The 18,051-nt window shown below is 45.0% G+C and carries 18 protein-coding genes and 2 pseudogenes; 12 read left to right on the plus strand and 8 right to left on the minus strand.

What is annotated here, in order from left to right; genetic code table 11:
- The 3 genes from KNQ13_RS16010 to KNQ13_RS12245 all read right to left on the minus strand — a co-directional run.
- Positions 1-72: cold-shock protein (locus tag KNQ13_RS16010; RefSeq protein WP_251135816.1), on the minus strand; the 72-nt coding region annotated here is incomplete at its 3' end.
- A 201-nt stretch (positions 73-273) separates the two neighbouring features.
- Positions 274-474 carry a cold-shock protein gene (locus KNQ13_RS12240; RefSeq protein WP_014970516.1) on the minus strand — a complete coding sequence of 67 codons (201 nt, stop codon included), beginning with the start codon at positions 472-474 and terminating at the stop codon, positions 274-276.
- Positions 475-955: 481 nt separating this feature from the next.
- Complete coding sequence (locus KNQ13_RS12245; RefSeq protein WP_014970515.1) at positions 956-1,210, minus strand: hypothetical protein; 255 nt, start codon at positions 1,208-1,210, stop codon at positions 956-958.
- Between the two features lie 157 nt (positions 1,211-1,367).
- Between KNQ13_RS12245 and KNQ13_RS12250 the strand changes: the two genes are divergently transcribed.
- The 5 genes and pseudogenes from KNQ13_RS12250 to egtD all read left to right on the plus strand — a co-directional run bounded on the left by KNQ13_RS12250 (position 1,368) and on the right by egtD (position 5,973).
- On the plus strand, positions 1,368-1,904 hold the full coding sequence (locus KNQ13_RS12250) for a GNAT family N-acetyltransferase (protein WP_209548451.1): 537 nt from the start codon (positions 1,368-1,370) through the stop codon (positions 1,902-1,904).
- Positions 1,905-1,965: 61 nt separating this feature from the next.
- Positions 1,966-2,489, plus strand: a pseudogene (locus KNQ13_RS12255) (NUDIX hydrolase).
- A gap of 132 nt (positions 2,490-2,621) precedes the next feature.
- Positions 2,622-3,605 (plus strand): GMP reductase, encoded by a 984-nt coding sequence (guaC, locus tag KNQ13_RS12260; protein WP_251027472.1) that lies wholly within the window; start codon positions 2,622-2,624, stop codon positions 3,603-3,605.
- 137 nt (positions 3,606-3,742) lie between these two features.
- Positions 3,743-5,017 (plus strand): ergothioneine biosynthesis protein EgtB, encoded by a 1,275-nt coding sequence (gene egtB / locus KNQ13_RS12265; protein ID WP_026830767.1) that lies wholly within the window; start codon positions 3,743-3,745, stop codon positions 5,015-5,017.
- Complete coding sequence (gene egtD, locus KNQ13_RS12270) at positions 5,014-5,973, plus strand: L-histidine N(alpha)-methyltransferase (protein WP_209548453.1); 960 nt, start codon at positions 5,014-5,016, stop codon at positions 5,971-5,973. The genes egtB and egtD overlap by 4 nt, the downstream gene beginning before the upstream one ends.
- Before the next feature lie 44 nt (positions 5,974-6,017).
- Here egtD and KNQ13_RS12275 read toward each other — a convergent pair whose 3' ends face one another.
- Positions 6,018-6,356 carry a hypothetical protein gene (locus tag KNQ13_RS12275; protein WP_209548454.1) on the minus strand — a complete coding sequence of 113 codons (339 nt, stop codon included), beginning with the start codon at positions 6,354-6,356 and terminating at the stop codon, positions 6,018-6,020.
- A gap of 101 nt (positions 6,357-6,457) precedes the next feature.
- Positions 6,458-7,558 (minus strand): NAD(P)/FAD-dependent oxidoreductase, encoded by a 1,101-nt coding sequence (locus KNQ13_RS12280; RefSeq protein ID WP_026830769.1) that lies wholly within the window; start codon positions 7,556-7,558, stop codon positions 6,458-6,460.
- 280 nt (positions 7,559-7,838) lie between these two features.
- Here KNQ13_RS12280 and KNQ13_RS12285 point away from each other — a divergent pair, with 280 nt between their 5' ends.
- The 5 genes and pseudogenes from KNQ13_RS12285 to KNQ13_RS12305 all read left to right on the plus strand — a co-directional run bounded on the left by KNQ13_RS12285 (position 7,839) and on the right by KNQ13_RS12305 (position 10,113).
- Positions 7,839-8,387, plus strand: coding sequence for a hypothetical protein (locus tag KNQ13_RS12285; RefSeq protein WP_014970508.1), 549 nt, complete (start codon positions 7,839-7,841; stop codon positions 8,385-8,387).
- 104 nt (positions 8,388-8,491) lie between these two features.
- Complete coding sequence (gene corA, locus KNQ13_RS12290) at positions 8,492-9,448, plus strand: magnesium/cobalt transporter CorA (protein ID WP_014970507.1); 957 nt, start codon at positions 8,492-8,494, stop codon at positions 9,446-9,448.
- A gap of 12 nt (positions 9,449-9,460) precedes the next feature.
- Complete coding sequence (locus tag KNQ13_RS12295; protein WP_209548455.1) at positions 9,461-9,670, plus strand: LysR family transcriptional regulator; 210 nt, start codon at positions 9,461-9,463, stop codon at positions 9,668-9,670.
- A 94-nt stretch (positions 9,671-9,764) separates the two neighbouring features.
- A pseudogene (locus tag KNQ13_RS12300) lies at positions 9,765-9,884 on the plus strand (helix-turn-helix domain-containing protein); the annotation flags it as partial.
- Positions 9,883-10,113: a type 2 periplasmic-binding domain-containing protein gene (locus KNQ13_RS12305; RefSeq protein ID WP_209548456.1), complete on the plus strand. Its 231-nt coding sequence runs from the start codon at positions 9,883-9,885 to the stop codon at positions 10,111-10,113. The pseudogene KNQ13_RS12300 and the gene KNQ13_RS12305, both read left to right, overlap by 2 nt.
- A gap of 76 nt (positions 10,114-10,189) precedes the next feature.
- On the opposite strand, the gene KNQ13_RS12310 is transcribed toward KNQ13_RS12305, so the two are convergent.
- Together KNQ13_RS12310 and KNQ13_RS12315 are read right to left on the minus strand one after the other, a co-directional pair.
- Positions 10,190-13,774: a dynamin family protein gene (locus KNQ13_RS12310; RefSeq protein WP_209548457.1), complete on the minus strand. Its 3,585-nt coding sequence runs from the start codon at positions 13,772-13,774 to the stop codon at positions 10,190-10,192.
- Positions 13,775-14,044: 270 nt separating this feature from the next.
- Positions 14,045-15,496 carry an NAD(P)H-binding protein gene (locus KNQ13_RS12315; RefSeq protein ID WP_014970505.1) on the minus strand — a complete coding sequence of 484 codons (1,452 nt, stop codon included), beginning with the start codon at positions 15,494-15,496 and terminating at the stop codon, positions 14,045-14,047.
- 192 nt (positions 15,497-15,688) lie between these two features.
- Between KNQ13_RS12315 and KNQ13_RS12320 the strand changes: the two genes are divergently transcribed.
- Both KNQ13_RS12320 and KNQ13_RS12325 read left to right on the plus strand, forming a co-directional pair.
- The gene (locus KNQ13_RS12320; protein ID WP_026830773.1) at positions 15,689-16,072 is read left to right on the plus strand and encodes a hypothetical protein; all 384 of its coding nucleotides are present in this window, start codon (positions 15,689-15,691) and stop codon (positions 16,070-16,072) included.
- 290 nt (positions 16,073-16,362) lie between these two features.
- Entirely contained in the window at positions 16,363-17,721 is a 1,359-nt protein-coding gene (locus KNQ13_RS12325) for a phenylacetate--CoA ligase family protein (protein WP_026830774.1), read from the plus strand.
- 213 nt (positions 17,722-17,934) lie between these two features.
- On the opposite strand, the gene KNQ13_RS16245 is transcribed toward KNQ13_RS12325, so the two are convergent.
- A complete protein-coding gene (locus KNQ13_RS16245) occupies positions 17,935-18,051 on the minus strand; it encodes an IS3 family transposase (RefSeq protein WP_353048750.1) in 117 nt (38 codons plus the stop codon).

Consider the following 18,051-nt stretch of genomic DNA (forward strand, 5'->3'; position numbering starts at 1 on the left):
GTCGCCGCTTTCACGTTCGATGAAGCCAAAACCTTTTTCTGCGTTAAACCATTTCACTTTACCTTGTTCCATGTGTGTTGCCTCCTGCGTATGACTGAGCCATACTGATTATTACTACCGTGATCAATTTCATCGAGTCAAAAGTGTAACCTTCATATCTCCACCGAACAACAATAATTACTTAATAATATACCATGGTCGGATTGAAAAAGATAGGGGTAGGTGGAAAAGAATAAAAAAAGAGGATCCGCGACAGCGAATCCTCTAAGGAAATTAAAGTTTAGAAACGTTAGTTGCTTGCGGTCCGCGTTGGCCTTCTTCAACTTCAAACGAAACTTCTTGACCTTCGTCAAGTGATTTGAAACCGTCTGTTTGAATAGCTGAGAAGTGAACGAAAACGTCGTCGCCGCTTTCACGTTCGATGAAGCCAAAACCTTTTTCTGCGTTAAACCATTTCACTTTACCTTGTTCCATGTGTGTTGCCTCCTGCGCATGACTAAGTCACACTGTTTATTACTATCGTGATCAATTTCATCGAGTTAAAGTGAATCACTTTGTATCTCCACCGAACAACAATAATTACTTATGAATATAACACGAACCATCCGAAAAAGGAAGTAATAAACAAAAGAAAAACGAATTATCTAAAATTTACCTATAATAATAGTCGGGAACACGCTCATTTCTCTACGGTCAAAACGGATGTAGGGAGGAGGGATCATTTTCCTTTATACCGAAGTCGAATCTCATCTCAATTGTTCTTTCGAGTACGAACAGAATGTGAAACGTCACACCTTACAGAAGCGAATCTTGGGCGCATCGTGATGAAGCGGATATCTACAGGAACGCCACATCTCTAAATGTGGGTATGGTTTAACAAAAAAAGAACAAGCTGACAAAATAAACAGGAAACGCAGACCTTACCTCGAAAAATGAATTAAGTGATTCTAATGCATCATCTGACGGGTTCTCGTTGAGATTTTATTTGTTTGACTGCTGCAATTAAGTATCCGTGTATAGAAGGAAAGCGATTGGGATCTGTCCAGATGTCATGGAACATTTGTTTTAATGTCATTTGAATCCGGTGTTCGTCGGGCAACATTCGTGTAAGTAGTAGATATAATGATTTTTCATAGCGGTCGTATAACAATTCGAGAGCGGATCTATTTTTTAATTCGATTTGTTGGAATAACTCTTCATCAGTACGCATGCTCTCCTCCTTGTAGTCGTTTACATCTTGTTTTGTAAACACTTTGTTACTTGTTTGTTGTTGTAATTTTCCCGATAAAAAAAATATCAAACACCTTAACTCTTTGATATTAAGATATTTAAGGAATACGTTAGTCGCAAAGAAGGAGAATGACGCCATGAGTTCGATTTATTTACGTGTGTATACGAAAGAAGACGCACTAGCATTGCTGGATCTCAGCGTTCAAAACCAAGGGCATTTTGAATATTGGATGCCGGTCAAACCCCCAAAAGATACCTATACGCTACCGAAACAACTTGAGCGAATTCAACAGTTGGAGGAGAACCAAAGAGCAGACCGTTCGTATGCGTTCGGGATATTTTTAACAGAAACGAATCAACTGGTCGGAGAAGTGTCTGCGGCGTTCGTCGAACGTTTCCCGGCAGAGACGTGTATGATCGGGTATCAACTTGATCAGCAGTATAACGGGCAGGGCATTATGTCGAATGCCGTGCGCCAAGCTGCGCGTCTCTTGTTCGATGAATACCAGTTCCACCGTTTGCGGGCCGAAGTCATGCCTGATAATATCGGATCGATCCGCGTCTTGGAAAAAGTGGGATTCAGACAGGAAGGGATCGCAAAAAAGAGTTTGTTCATTAACGGTGCCTGGGAAGACTTCGTATTGTTTGCAGTATTAAAAGAAGAACTCGAATGAGGAGAAACGCTCGAGCACAGTCTTTTAGCCATACATCAGGATTGTCAAAGGAGAATGATTTATGCCCATGTCGACTTATTACCAGAATCTGCGTCAAAAAACAGGAAATCAATTGTTGTTCACGCCATCTGTCGGTGCAATCATCCGCGATGTATCGGGACGAATCTTGTTCCAAGATCCGGGAGGTCCGTTCTGGAGCCTTCCGGCGGGCGCAATCGAACCGGGCGAGCCGCCGGCAAAAGCGGTGATCCGCGAAGAGTATATGAAGAAACTGGATTGATTGTCCGTCCGGTCCGCTTGATCGGCTGTTTTGGAGGAGAGGCGTTTCGCCTGACGTACCCGGATCAAAACCAGGTGGAGTATATCGCCTTTATTTTTGCGTGTGAGGTTTTGGAAGGGACGTTAACAGCGATTGATGGAGAATCCAAACAACTGTGTTATTTCGACAGGAAAGATCGTCCACCCTTAGCGCTTCCTTATCCCGATCATATTTTTGAAACAGGAACGGAAAGTAGCTTTTTTGAATGGGAAGAAGCATGGATTGATCAATTAAAGATGGAATACTCTATAAAAGACGAACGTTAAAAGGTTTTTTAATAGAAAAATATGCTTTTTGGTGATTTTATTTTGACAAGCTTACTAATGTTCGATATAGTATCCAAGTACGAACGTTACTATTTAATCAATAAAAAATATTCGTTATTTGGGGTGCTAGTGATGGATGTAGTATTTGATTATGAAGATATTCAATTAATTCCTGCAAAATCAATCGTAGGAAGCAGGTCGGAATGTGATACGACGGTTGAGTTTGGTGGACGACGTTTTAAGTTACCGGTCGTACCGGCCAATATGCAGACAATCATTGACGAAAAAATTGCGACCTATTTGGCAGAGAACGGTTACTTTTACATCATGCATCGTTTCGAGCCCGAAACACGACTGGATTTTGTTCGGTCGATGCAAGAACGCCATTTGATTGCATCAATCAGTGTTGGCGTGAAAGAGGAAGAATATACATTCGTCGAGACGTTGGCCCAAGAAAGCTTAACGCCGGAATACATCACGATTGACATCGCCCATGGACATTCGGAAGCGGTCATTCGAATGATCCAACATATCAAGCGGCTGTTACCGGACAGTTTCGTTATCGCCGGAAACGTCGGGACACCGGAAGCGGTTCGTGAACTGGAACACGCCGGAGCGGATGCGACAAAAGTCGGAATTGGTCCGGGGAAAGTGTGTATTACGAAAATTAAAACGGGATTTGGTACGGGAGGCTGGCAATTGGCAGCATTAAGATGGTGTGCCAAAGCTGCCAGTAAACCGATTATCGCTGATGGCGGGATCCGGACCCACGGCGACATCGCAAAATCAGTTCGTTTTGGGGCGACGATGGTCATGATTGGTTCATTATTCGCCGGACATGAAGAGTCACCGGGGGAAACGCATGAAGTCGATGGACTACGTGTCAAAGAATACTTTGGATCAGCTTCCGAGTTCCAAAAAGGTGAAAAGAAGAATGTCGAAGGAAAAAAAATGTTCGTTGAACATAAAGGCATTCTGTCTGATACATTGATTGAGATGGAGCAAGATTTACAGTCCTCGATTTCTTATGCAGGCGGCAACAAACTGCAAGCCATCAGAACTGTCGATTATGTGGTCGTCAAAAATTCGATTTTCAATGGGGATAAAGTGTATTAAAAACAGCGGAGTAAGATCTTTCAAAGGTCTTGCTTCGTTTTTTTTTGCTTTAAAAATGATAACGCTTACTTTATTGGAAAAGGGGTAAAGAGAATGGTGTATATTTTCAGAAAAATCCAATTAAAGGAGTGCCTCGCATGAGACTGGAAACGACGACCTACTTAATAGACAAGTTTTCCGCTGTCCGGAAGCAAACACTGTCTTTGATCGAACCGTTAGAGCAAGAGGACTTTGTGATTCAAGCCAATTCAGATGTCAGCCCACCCAAGTGGCATATCGCGCATACGACATGGTTTTTTGAACGCATGATCCTTCAAGAATACGATGCCGAGTATATAGTGTTTCATCCGGCCTACAATTACTTGTTTAATTCCTATTACAATTCGATTGGTCCGTATCAGCCCCGTCACCAGCGCGGGGTCTTGTCACGACCGACCGTCAGAGAAGTGCTAGCGTACCGGGAACATGTCGATCAAGCCATACTGTCATTGTTACAACAAAAACGAGACGAACCGGTGCAGCAAGTCATTGAACAGTTGATTGAAATGGGGCTTCAACATGAACAGCAACATCAAGAATTGATTCTGATGGACGTCAAATATAATTTTTTTGTCAATCCATTGTTACCTGCGTATCAAAAAAGAGAAAAATCTCAACGGGACGACCGTCCTGTTGTTCCACTGGAGTTCAAGCGATTTGAAGGCGGGCTTGTTGAAATCGGTCACGATGGGCAAGGATTTGCCTTTGATAACGAAAATCCGGTTCATAAAACCTGGCTCGACCCGTTTGAGCTGGCAACCCGCCCTGTCACCAATCGCGAGTTTCTGGCATTCGTCGAAGCTTTAGGTTATGACCAGTCTGAACACTGGTTGTCTGATGGTTTTCATGTCGTCCAGCAACAAAACTGGAAAGCGCCTTTATATTGGATGAAAGAGAAAGAAGGAACGTGGTCGATGTTCACACTGAATGGAGTGGAGCCGTTGGATTTGGACGAACCCGTTTGCCATGTCAGTTTTTACGAGGCAGATGCGTATAGCCGTTGGTGTGGAAAACGATTACCGACAGAGGCCGAGTGGGAATATGTCGGGCGTCAAGTCGACCGACAGGGTAACTTGATGGGACGAGGTTCCTATCATCCTAGTCCGATCATCTCAGGTTCACAGGAAATGCGGGGGATGTTTGGGGATATCTGGGAATGGACAGCGAGTGCGTATGCGCCGTATCCTGGAAATCGTCCGCTGGAAGGGGCGTTAGGGGAATACAACGCGAAATTCATGTGTAACCAGATGGTACTTCGAGGCGGAGCATGTGTGACTCCCGATGATCATATCCGGGAGACATATCGTAATTTCTTTCCGCCGGATAAACGTTGGCAGTTCAGTGGCATTCGATTAGCAGGTGATGTTCAGTGAGCCAGCAGGTCGAGAGTTATGATATGTATACGAAGCAACACAACATGCGTAAAGAAGTTTTAGACGGGCTCTCGCAAGTCCATAAAATACTCCAAGCAAAATATTTTTATGATCAAGCGGGGTCGGAATTATTCGAACAAATTACCTACCAACCAGAATACTATCTGACTCGGACGGAACTCGACATCTTGTATCAGCATCAAACCGCGATTGCCGATTGTATCGGACCTGTCCATACATTGATTGAGTATGGAAGCGGCAGTAGTCGAAAGATTAAAAGTCTGCTCAGCTCACTTCACCAACTAGAGGCGTATATGCCAATTGATATTTCGAAAGAATTTTTGATTCAATCGGCGCATCAGCTTTCGCAGGATTATCCCGACCTCCAAATCAAAGCGGTTTGTGGTGATTATTCCGAATCCTTACGCTTACCGATTGAAGACAAGTTAAAAAAAGTGATCTTCTTTCCCGGCTCGACCATCGGAAACTTCGACCCGGCAGAAGCGGCTGACTTCTTCAGACGTTCGTCTCAATTGTTAGAAAAAGGTGACGGATTTTTGATCGGAATCGATACAAAAAAAGAAGCCACTGTTTTACATCAAGCCTACAATGACGAGGCCGGTATCACGGCACGGTTCAACTTGAATATATTAAATCACATCAATACGTCGCTTGGCGGGACATTTGATTTGGCCTTGTTTGACCATGTTGCTTTTTATAATGAAGAGTTCGGGCGCATCGAGATGCATCTTAAAAGTCGGATCGATCAACTCGTGACGGTCGCCAACCAGACGTTTACGTTCAAACAAGGGGAAACGATCCATACAGAAAATTCCTATAAATACAGTATCGAAGAATTTCAGTTGTTGGCAAACCAAAATGGATTTACACCGGTCAAGTATTTTACGGATGCGAGGGAGCACTTCAGCGTACATTATCTAGAAAAAACACGATGACAGACAAACGACCATGCCCTGACGGATGGTCGTTTGTCTGTCGCTTAACTTAATCTGCTTCCGTCCGGGATCGGATGCTCCGGACAGGCTAAGACAGGCATGAGTCGATCAAGAGTACCTAATTCCAGAATGCGACCGAAAGAACCGGCGACGATGCCAGGAACATTGAGCACAACAAGTGCTTGCTTGCCGATGAGCTCTTCGTACTCAAAACGAGTTTCTTTCCAATCTAAGAACAGGGATTGTTGAAAGGCTTCAAAATCAATCGATAAGTAAAGCAAAGCGGGTTCATCATCCGAAACACGCAGCGAGCGGATTGTACCGACTCGAATGTCTAGTGCTTGAAGCTGTTCCAATGTCAGCAAGGGTTTAATCGGGTGCACATCATAATCTCCTTCTAATTCCAATTTGAACAGAACGTTTGTTCTTGTTTTAAAACGGGTATAACTAACTACTTAGGTCTAACAGATGGGCAGTTGCTCATTCAATGAGGAAGATAATCTTCGAGATTGATGTCGAGTTCTTCACCTAATGCCAACTTCGCCAGTTCGCGCCCGAGATAGGGGCCGATCGTTAATCCAGAAGCACCAAGTCCGTTGGCGACAAGGACATTCGGATGGGACGGCAGTCTTCCGATAATCGGTAAGGACGTACTTGTATAGGGACGGAGCCCGACGCGCATCTCGTTAATGTTCGATTCTTCCAAAGCTGGCGCAACCGGCAAGGCGCGTGTCAACAAGGCATACATTCCTTTTACGGTAGGTTGTAGATTGTAATCAAGCTGTTTTTCGTGTGTTGAACCTAACGCTAATTTTCCATCTTCAATCGAAACAAGATATAAACCCCGTTGTCCCATGATAACAGGCCAATGTTGGGTGTGATCGGCTGCGATATCGAGGTGGAGAATTTGTCCTTTTTCAGCACGTATGTCAAGACATGTCTGTAACGGTTCCAGTAATTCGTTGACCCAGACGCCGGCCGTTAAGATGATGTGTTCGGCATAATGAACTTGTTCGTCTACGAGGACACCTTTGACTTGACCGTCAATGACGACTAACGACGCATCGGCGTTTAACACCGTCGCCTGCTGTTTGATGGCACCACGTTCTAAGGCGGCACGTAACGCGCGGCCGTCGACGCGGGCTCCTCCAGAGACGAACAAGGCATCCTCAACATATTCGATCAACGGAAACATGTTGCGAACCCGATCAGCGGTCAAGCGCTCGATCGTTTCAATCGCAGGAGCTTCCGGAAAACGATTTTCAGCAATGACTTGCATCTTTTCGATTTTTGACGTTTCGTGTAAAGCGATGGCACCAACTTTTTGGTAGCCGGTTGCAGTCTCGCCAAGTGCCTCAAGTTCTGGAATCAAGGTGTCATAGTAATGGGCGCCGTTATTTGCTAATCGATACCACGCCTTATTTCTACGTTGTGTCATCCAGGGGCAGATGATTCCTGCTGCGACGTGTGTGGCACGACCGGCTTCTTTTCGATCAATCAGTAAGACGGATGCACCTTGCTTCGCTAAATGATATGCGGTTGATGTCCCGAGAATACCTGCACCAACGATAATATGGCTATACATGTTCTTCATCTCATTTCTGTTCGTAATCTAGTTTTAGTGTAAAGAAAAAAACAACCGGCGACAAATTCAAGTATAGTGCCCCCTTGAAAACATTTTAAATATGGGGAATGGTGGGAAAATAAAACCTTTTGTCAAAATATTTCGTATACTCAATATAAACCTATATTTCACACGAAATTTACGATTAGAACTTGCCTAATTAGGAAAGATACCCTTATAGGCATCATATCCCGACATCATCGACTCGAGCATGCAGTCATCATTGAAGGAGGGGAAGGCAATGAACATTAGTCGCGCCATTGTACGCAAACGCTACACGGATCACACTTTGTTTTATTCTGCCATCCTAATTTGGAAGTTGCTCTTCTTCCTACCCTTACTCATGTATGTCAATAGTGGGTCGGACAACGTTTTTCGTCTTTATTTCGTGCCTTATTTGACGGTCATCCTTTTATTCCGTGTCATGACATACTTTGCCACGTATAAAGCGTCTTTTATGGAAATGACCGAGATGGGTTTGTCCGTTTTCCTGATCATCGCAGATTTCTATTTGATTGCGTTATTTGATATTCCATTACCGTTCGGACTAGTCATCATGCTGTTATCGATTTTACACTTTACAGCTGCGTTTAGTCGTTTTCGTTGGTTCCGTCGTCGCTTGTGGTTGAATCGCCATCTTGAAATCTTAAATTTTCTCACCGATCATGGTGAGACGCCGATTAAAATTGCTGTTGTGTCGGAAGATGAGATGCTTGTGACGACAAAAAGTGGCAAAGAGTTTACGTATCGGCACGTCTACTGGAATGGTTTTTATTTCGAACGAGGATAAATGTGAAAGGCTGTAGCGTCTCACGCTATAGTCTTTTTTTGATGGAAATTAAATTGATTGTTTGCGATACTGAATGAACATTAACGAAAAGAAGGTGAACGTCCATGATTCGCTGTCTTCTTGTGACGACCGATCATCAAATACTAGTCGATGATCATTTGGATCGGCTTCATTCACCAGACATCAAGTGGTATTTCGTCGACTTTAATCAACCGACGGAACAAGAAAAACAACAGTTGGTCTCCGCTTTTGATTTTCATCCCCTGGCGCTAGAAGATTGTTTCCAATATTTACAACGCCCGAAATTAGAATATTATGAGGGATACAGTTTTTTTGTTTTACACGCATTAGATAACGAATCGTTAAAAGGAAAAGAGATTAATCTGTTTGCGAATGAAAACTACGTCGTTTCCTATCATGAGGAACCGTCCAGTGAGATTGATTTGGTGTTCAATGCCTTTCAACGGATTCATGGTGACCACGAACACTGGACGATCGAGATTGTCCATAAAATCATGGATAAAATCGTGGATGGCTATTTTCCGATTGTCCATACGCTCGAAGATAAAATCTTTTCACTCGAAGGACGCTACGAACAACGTGGAAATGATAAACGGATCATGGAAGACATCTTTGATATTCGATCCGATTTGTTAGAAGTCGCGCGGACCATCCTGCCGATGCGCGACTTGCTCTACCGCGTCGTTGAATCAAGACGTCTTGCCATCCATGCCAATAAAAAAGCATTTTTCCAAGATATTTACGATCATCTGCTTAAGCTCAATGAGATGATTGAATACAATCGAGAGATGACCTCCGAGTTTCGTGATAATTTTATTTCGCTCAACTCGTATCGGATGAACAATATCATGAAGACGTTGACGATCTTTACGACGATTTTCATGCCATTGACGTTTATCGCAGGGGTTTATGGGATGAACTTTGAGCACATGCCGGAACTGACGACGAGATACGGCTATTTTTTTACATTAGGAGGAATGGCAATCATTTCGATCGGAATGGTGATCTATTTCAGAAAAAATCATTGGTTTGATGAGTGAGGGAGGAAACAGGTGGATATTCGACAATTACGATTTTTCACGACGATCGTCGATCATGCGTATGACTTAACACGCGCTTCGAAGCACTTGCAGATTTCGCAACCGGCTCTCAGTCAACTGGTCCGGGAATTTGAAGAACTAGAGCAAGTCGAACTGTTTCAGCGACATCACGGGCGACTAACGGGTCTGACGGATGCCGGTCAACAGTTTTATCAAAATTAGGCGAGAATACTCCCACTTCTAAACGAAGTGAAAGTGGGAGATGAATCGCCAGCCTACCTTTCGGGTATACTCCTTTTGAAGGAGGTAAAAAATTTTGTTGAAGCACAAGGCCTACAAATTCAGAATCTACCCCACCAAAGAGCAGGAAATCCTGATCGCGAAGACGATCGGGTGTTCGCGCTTCATCTTCAACCACTTCCTGGCGAAGTGGGATGGTGCAAGAACTCGATGTCGTCTCGATCCTTCCTGAACCGATCTTAGGATTCCACCACGCGGAAGACATTCGGATTCTGCCCTTTGATCCGCCGATGTTATGGGATGTCTCGTTAAATCATGTGGCGGGTGTCGAACAACGGCCGCTCGTTCGTCATGTGCACGCATACGTCTTACATTATTTCAAATCATATTGGCCGCATCCGACAGATCGAGATACGGCTCGCTAAATAACCCGAACGCATGTCATCCTACTCGAGAGGCTGACTGGTTCGGGTTATTTGTATGAGGATGATCTCGTTTTTGTTAAGAACGGGTTGCTTGTAAGATGCGAGAGCGGGCCTGCTGGAATTGTTCTAGCGGACTCGTCGTCGTCAAGCTGTGTCGTTCCATGTCGACTTGTTTTTGTAACGTGTCACGTAAGGCCTCATACATCCTATCAAGTAAATCGAGAACATGGTGATGGGCGAGTTCACGTAGGCGTTGTTCCTCGGACTCCAGGTACGCCGTCGCATCCGGTTTCGTCAGCTGAACCAAGGCCTCTTTGAGTTGTTCCTTTTCATTCCGTTCAAAAAAGGCTTTGGCATTACGGAAGTACTGCTTGACAGACTGATACGGAGCCGCGTCTTGGAAGGGGCCCGCAAAAGGAATCGTTGGCATCGAGATCGGTTCGAAAGGCGATAATTGGAACGAAGGATTCAACTTCGTCGCATACGCTTCTTCTTCCTGGAAACGCTGCTCGAGGGCGGATTTGATCCACCCGTCAATTCGGAAATGCGTCACCCGTAACTCTTGCTCAAAATCATATTTTAAGAAACCGAGTAATTCAAGTAAGGCTTCTTGTAGGGCATGCTGTTTTGTTGCATTCGCAAAGCGGATCGGGTGATAGGCTTCCTTGAAGAAATCAGGGAAACGGTAATAGATTCGCTGGTTGACATGATGTAACAGTTCATGGATTTCAGCAAACAAGGCGTGACGAAGCAAATCTGCGCGGCGATCTAAGAAATGGGTTTCGATCGTATCCGCCAGGACATCAAGTTCTTCAAGTCGTGTTTCTTTCCGGGCGATGTTGAATTCGGTTTGCTCAATCAATTGCTGCAACCGGTGAACGGTTTTTTCGGTCTCGTCGGACAATGCTTGGACGGCAAGCCCTTTGAGATCCTGTTCTAAAAACTGATGGAATGCGGTCTCAAATGAAGGGAGTCCGGATTGATGCTCGTGCCCCGTCTGTTTTTCTGCCAATGCCTGTAGGCTCGAGACACCAAACAGGCGGGGAGCTCGAATACCAAACCGTTGTAATTCGGTCCCGACATAATGTAAGACGTCCTGTTTTTCGGACTCGTTTTGGGCCAAATCAATGGCGTTGACGATAAAGAACATCTTATCCAGTTCGAACGCATCCTTGACGCGTCCGAGCTGGATGAGAAATTCCCGATCGGCTCGTGCGAAGGCATGATTAAAATAGGTCACGAATAAAATCGCATCGGCATCCTTGATGTATTCAAAGGCAACATCCGTATGACGAGCATTGATCGAGTCGGCACCCGGCGTGTCGACTAATGTAATCCCGAGGCGCGTCAACGGACTATCAAAATACAGATCGATGACATCGACAAAACAACTGAGGTGTTCTTTTGCGACGTAATCGGTGAACGTCTTCTGATCAACGGTTTGTGTCGTACCGATGAACGGGTGGACCGACGGATAACCGGTTAAGAAGGCGCGTAAAATGGAGACGTCACGTAAACGCTGTGCCGGTTGCGTCTGAATCCAAGTGACGGCCTCGGCTAAGGATGTGATCGATGTGTCGAAGACGCGGAGCGCGTCGTTTAATTCCTCGACTAAGTTCTGTTCGGACTTAAACGTGATGATCGCCGTTCCGTGTGGATGATGCGAACTGACGGGATTGATCCGGTTGATCGATGCTGTCGTCGGGTTAGGGGAGACCGGTAACACCGCTTGCCCGAGCAAGGCATTACAAAAGGACGATTTCCCAGCACTGAATGCGCCGAATAATGCAATCGTAAAGGTACTCGAGGAGACACGTGTGAGTTTGTCTTTCAGATAGGCGACAGTCTCCTCAAACCCTGTCACACCCGATAGAATCGTTTGAATCTGTTCGATCTTTTCCAGTGAATAGGTCCGTTCTTGTTTCACGTTGTTCGACACCGGTGCTTCTGCTGTGACGGCCACTTCCTGTTCCCTATCGATTGGCGTGAACGGTACTAACGTTTGTTCCGCCTCGATTAATGCTTGTCGCCACGTCACCAGTTGGTGGTGGGCTGCATCTAATTGTGTACTTGTCGGAGCGTCGGCTTGTTCAAGATACGTTTTGAGCATGTGACGGCTTTCGCGTTCAACAGTCAGCAGTTCACATTTCTGACGTAACATGTCTTGTTTGTTCCGCAAATCCTGTAAGACGGTTCCGTCCATTTGTTCGAGTTCCGTTCGAATGGCATCGCGCCACTGGTTGGTTTCTTTGACATACCACGCACTCGTATTGCTGACGACACGATTCGTAAACTGTAAGACGGATTCACCCGTAATGGTGATACCTTCTTGCAAAGCGTCTTCGACAACCCGTAATGGAGGGTCGAGCGGATAATGGTCGATTGACATGGCGTGTTGATCAGATAGACAGCCGGCTTCAGACAAGGATTGTTTCATCAGTTTCCGCAGGTGTAAGGAGATTTCCGAGGTTGCGACGGACTGATAGGCCCGTAATAGTTCGTCAGCGAGCTGCTGTTGAGTCGCCTGCGTTTTCTTTGTGCTTCTAAAAAATCCGACCTTGAACGACGTTTGCCGTGATTCTAAAAAACGTGTCATTTTCTCACGAAGCTCAAAAGGCATCAATGTAGCATTGCGCAGCAGGCTTTCACGATGTTGCGAAAAGCGGCTGACCCATTGTTCCGGAGACATCAAACGGATTTGCTGTTCGACTTGTTGCATGTCAGAAAATAAGGCTTCCTGATTTCGTTGATCTGCCGGTGTCAGCTGTTCCTGTACGGCTTGTTCCGCTTCTTCAATGCGCATCTCGAGATAAGCAACATGTTCAGCATGTAACGCCTCTAACGTCGTAGTGGCGGATTGTAACAGTTTTGGTTGAACGTCCCGGATACTCTGTTCGACCAGTTGCTTGACGGTCGCAAATTCGTTCTCCGGATGTGCTATGTCTCGCAGACTCGTGAAGAAAATTCCTTTTGGCTCGACACCATGTGCCACAAACGATTGAAAAACGGAACGTTTGAAGTCTTCGAAGGACAGTTCAGTTGATTGATGTTTATCAATTTGATTGACAATCAGATACAATTCGGGAACCGAAGCAAGTAACTCACGTGTGACCGTAAAGTTCAGCTCAGACTGGACATGATTATAATCCATGACATAAAAAATCAGGTCTGCTAAGTGCAAGGCAGATTCTGTCGAGATGCGGTGAGCATCATCCACAGAGTCGACGCCGGGTGTGTCCATTAAGACAAGTCCGTTTGGCAAGGTGGAGCCGGCATGCGTAATGTCAATCCGCTCGACGGTCCCGTCACGGCCTAGTGTCTCGAGGTGCGGTAAATCAGCAGGTGCTAGTTTAACAGAAGGGCGGTCATGGAAATGAACGATTGCCGCGTCTTGTTGATCCTGTTGTAGCGTCACGATGTTCGCACTTGTCGGAATCGGACTGGTCGGTAAAATCGATTCCCCCGTCAAGGCGTTGATCATACTCGATTTTCCAGCCGAAAAATGACCGGCAAAGGCAATCGTAAATTCACGTTTTAGCAATTTTGTTGAAAATTTATCTAATTTATCGAGTCGGAGTTGATCCGATGCAGGTTGGATAAGTGTTGTGAGAAGCGCCGTCGCTTCGATATGATTGGTTAACCGTTCTTCAAATGAGCGCATGCCAATGAAACCCCTTTCTAACAATCCTGTTTCAGTGTAGCACGCTTATTTTAGTCCCGTCATCTGTTCATCGGCAAGTTCCCATCATGGATTAGCCTGGAGACATCCAGACTGGCGAAATTTCAAAAATGGTTTATGATGAAAAAAGAGAAATGACATGAAAAAGTCGTTGATGGAAACAATCTGTATTACATATTATTCGAAAAACGGCTTGATTTCTCAGCGACGAGAAATCAAACCGTTGGAGTCAAATGGAGACGGGTGGTCAGGTCAGCCAGTTGTTTCCGGAACAATCATCTCGGACTCATCCGGACGCTCTTCCGTTGTCTGCATAAGGCGGAGCAAATGCAATTTAAACAGATACATGACAAGTAAATGGACATTGGCTTGGGTCGACTTGTAAATCATCCACGGCAACGCAGGAACATATTCATGGATGGCAATCAGACATTCCTGTGAACCCGGTATTTGTCGAAACTCGATCCGTCCTCTACTGTCCTCTTGCACTTGCGCAAACAGTCCGCCGGTGATCCGATACGTAGCTTGTTGCGCATCTTGGAACGGCTCTTTTGTTAATTCCAGTAACGGTGAATCAATAAAAGGCACGTGAATCTGAACGCGCGTCTCATCAGCTACATGTGAAGTCAGGAAAGGTTTGGCGAATGCAGACAACCAGGCGACATAATCATCGGCTGCCCAGTTCGCATCTCTACCTTCTGGAAGACGAACGCGTTGAACGGACCTTACATCGAGTGACGCTGGTTTCTTCGCAGCATGACCCGACTCTTTTTTCTGCTGTTTTTCTTCTTGTTCTTCTTTGATCGCCATTCGGACCGATTCCTCGAAGGTGATTTTTCCGTCACTGATACCATCGACCATCTTATCCGGATCAGCGACCATCTCATGAATCATACTCTCGACAAGCGGATACACGGTTTCCTTCGGTTCACCGGACACTAACGTGACCCAGAGACGAGAGAGATTAACCGTCATCAACGGCAAATCAAATGTGGGTTGTTTTTTACCCATGACTTCCGCAGTTTTTAAAATCATTTCTTTATATGTCATCGATTCCGGTCCACCGACATCGATGGCCCGATTTTTCAGATCTTCCCGTCCGACGCTTGCCCCTAGCGCATGAATGACATCGGGTAAGGCGATTGGATGTGTCTGATTCCGAGTCCATTCCGGAAGCAACATCACAGGAAGGCGTTTGACGAGTTTCGATAAAATCGGGAATGAAGACCCTTTTGGACCGACAATCAAGGCAGCCCGGATCGTCGTCACAGGTGTCCCGTAAGCACCGAGGACCCGTTCTACTTCTAAACGGCTTTTCAAGTGACGGGATAAATCTTCTGTTTCATCGGGAATGATGCCGCTTAAGTAAACGATTTGTTGAATATCATTTTCTTTTGCCGCGCGGGCATAGTTATCGGCTAAAATTAAATCCATGTCTTCAAATGAGCCTTGCGTCAACTTAGCGGACGGCATCATCGAATGGACCAAATATATCGCAATATCGGCACCCTTCAAGCCGTCAATCGTATCGTTGAGCGAAAATAAGTCACACGAACGCCACTCGACATGTGTCTCATCTTCCTTGTCATCGCCGTTTCGCGACAAAGCAATCACGTCATATTTTTTCTTTAACTCATTTAAAAGATTGTGTCCGATATATCCCGTTGCACCAGCGAGCGCAAGTCGTTTACGTGTTTGAGTCATCTGTTTTCCCCCTTGATTAGCACTACTTGATGAATTTACCCGAATCATTCCGTTCATAATCCCTTCAAAGTGTTTTAAAGAAATAACAGGCTTCATGAGTGCAAAACAGGGAAAAGGAAAAAGGGAGCGAATCAAGAAGGCAGCAGCAGGGAAATCTGCACATTTACTTTTAGTTTAGGGAGAGGGACGAAGATGAATGCAGTCTGTTTTTTAGATGAACCACATCATAAACGGTATCAAATGTTCTTAAGACGATTGAGTCCACGCAATCGGGCGAAACATCCATTTCAAGCGATCTTGTTTTTAGCGACCGGAAATCTACAACTGTTGCAATTATTCAGTGACTATTTTTTTCCGGAGTCGGGTGAGTTTTTTTACCAAGAATTGTTGGCTGAACCGATTGATAGTCAAGTAGTTGAAGTGGAACGTCAACTACTCGTCCAGCTGTATAATGGACGGACGACCTTGACGATCATCGAAGTCATCGACCGATTGGATACAAGAGAATTGAAATTGGCACTCGGAGCAATTCAAGTCCGATCATTTGGGGCAGATGAAGCAACGGTTCATCACTGAAAAATCAAGTGACCCGTGCCAAAAGAGAGTGAATCCTCGATTCGCTCTCTTTTTTTGTGGGAAATCATCTGTCCGAAGTATCGATCGCCAAAGTTAAAAATAAAAAAAGAATCATAAAAAGATGTTTGTGACATAAGTTTATTATCATAAAACGGTATCCGAATAAAAGCTAAGCTTGTTTATTAAGATTTGATTGAATGGGATGGGCGCTGGAAATAAGATGTAAGTAACAGGAAATGTGTGACTAACGGGACACGGATCGCTTACTGAAACGTGAGAGGAGTGAACGTATGCAACTCAAGCAATCGATTTATTTTCATTCGCCGATTTTCATTCAAAACATCCTAACGACGATCTACGGTCGGGTACTGTATCAAGAACGGTACGGACCGGTTTATCAAAAACGATTTCAAGAATTAAAAGAAAAAGAGCAGTTCCGTGTCCATGCTCAAAATGAGCAATTGACGCGATTGAATCAATTTTTAACATTTTGTCAGGCCTACAGTCCTTACTATCAAGAACTTTTTAAAAACCATCAGATTTCCTTACCTTTACAGCAACTCGAGGAATTAAAAATGATTCCGGTTTTGAGTAAGGAACTGTTGCGGACCCGCAATGCAGACATCCATGCCAAAATTCGGGCCCCGATTCTCGGGAAAACAGGCGGGACGACGGGGAAGTCGATTCAAGTCCACTATACAAAAGAAGACATGCAGATCCGGATGGCCCATCTTGACTACTTCAAATGGACGCATGGGGTTGAACGCGGTATGCGTCGTGCGAGTTTTACAGGGCAGACGCTCGCGGCGGCGACCCAAAAATCACCGGTATATTGGCGGATGAACAAAACAATCAATCAGATGTTGTTTACGATAAAAAATATCAATCCGCAGACGGCCGCTCTGTACATCGAACAATTAAACCGGTTTAATCCGGAGTCGATTGACGGACTACCCTCCGGGATGATTGAAGTCGCCCGTCATGCCAAAAAATACGGAATTCCCTGTACTTGCAGACCAAAAGCTATTTTTCCGACGGCCGAGATGATGACGCGAGAAGAACGTCACTTGATCGAAGAAGTGTTTCATGCACCGATTTTTGATCAGTACGCCTCTTCAGAAGGGGCGCCCATCGTCGCCGAATGCCGCTTCGGGAAAAAACATTTGCACTATGAAATGGGGATCATCGAGGTGGAAGAAGATGGTCAGATTCTCGTGACCAGTTTTGATACGCACGGGACCCCCCTTGTCCGGTATCGGGTCGGAGACCGAATGACGTTAAGTGAAGAGACGTGTCAATGTGGACATGCCGGACCGATTATTGCGTCCATTGATGGACGGGGGCGGAGCTTTATCCAGCTCAAAGATGGACATCGTATTTTTGAAGGCGAGCTCGCTGGTATCGTCCGTGCTTTTCCGAATTGTATTGAGCGTGTCCAGTATATTCAAGCAGATGAAGAAGAAATCGTCATGCTCTACGTACCGGACGAACGATGTTTCAGAGAAGAACATGAAAAAGAACTTTATTTTGTCCTGGAACGTTTGTTTGGCGGGCAAATGGAAGTCCTGTTACGAGCGGTTCCGGAAATTCCGAAAGAGATCAGCGGCAAGACATTGTTGATCAAACAATTGTTGCCGGAGGCACCGTAATGAAAAAAAACATAGGAAAAAGGTGGATTATCCCTTATTACAAAGGGATTTTCTGCTTTTTTAGTGAGCTGTAAAAAAAGAGGTGAATTGTTAAAAAAGGAAGGTGATGAGAGAATTTTGTCATGTCCTTGTCAGAATGCCGACTTAAGCTGAAGGTATCGAGAAACCAAAATCAAAGAAGACCGGTTGTCTAGTTGGATTGTCAACACTAAACTAGACAATCTTCTTAAGGAGTGATTGCTTGTAGCGAACGGGGCTTTGATAATCCAATGTACCGTGTATGCGAAGGTGGTTGAACCAATTCACGTAATCCTGGAACTCGCGTTCCAG

The sequence above is a fragment of the Exiguobacterium sp. s128 genome, from assembly GCF_018618815.1.
GTDB lineage: Bacteria > Bacillota > Bacilli > Exiguobacteriales > Exiguobacteriaceae > Exiguobacterium_A > Exiguobacterium_A antarcticum.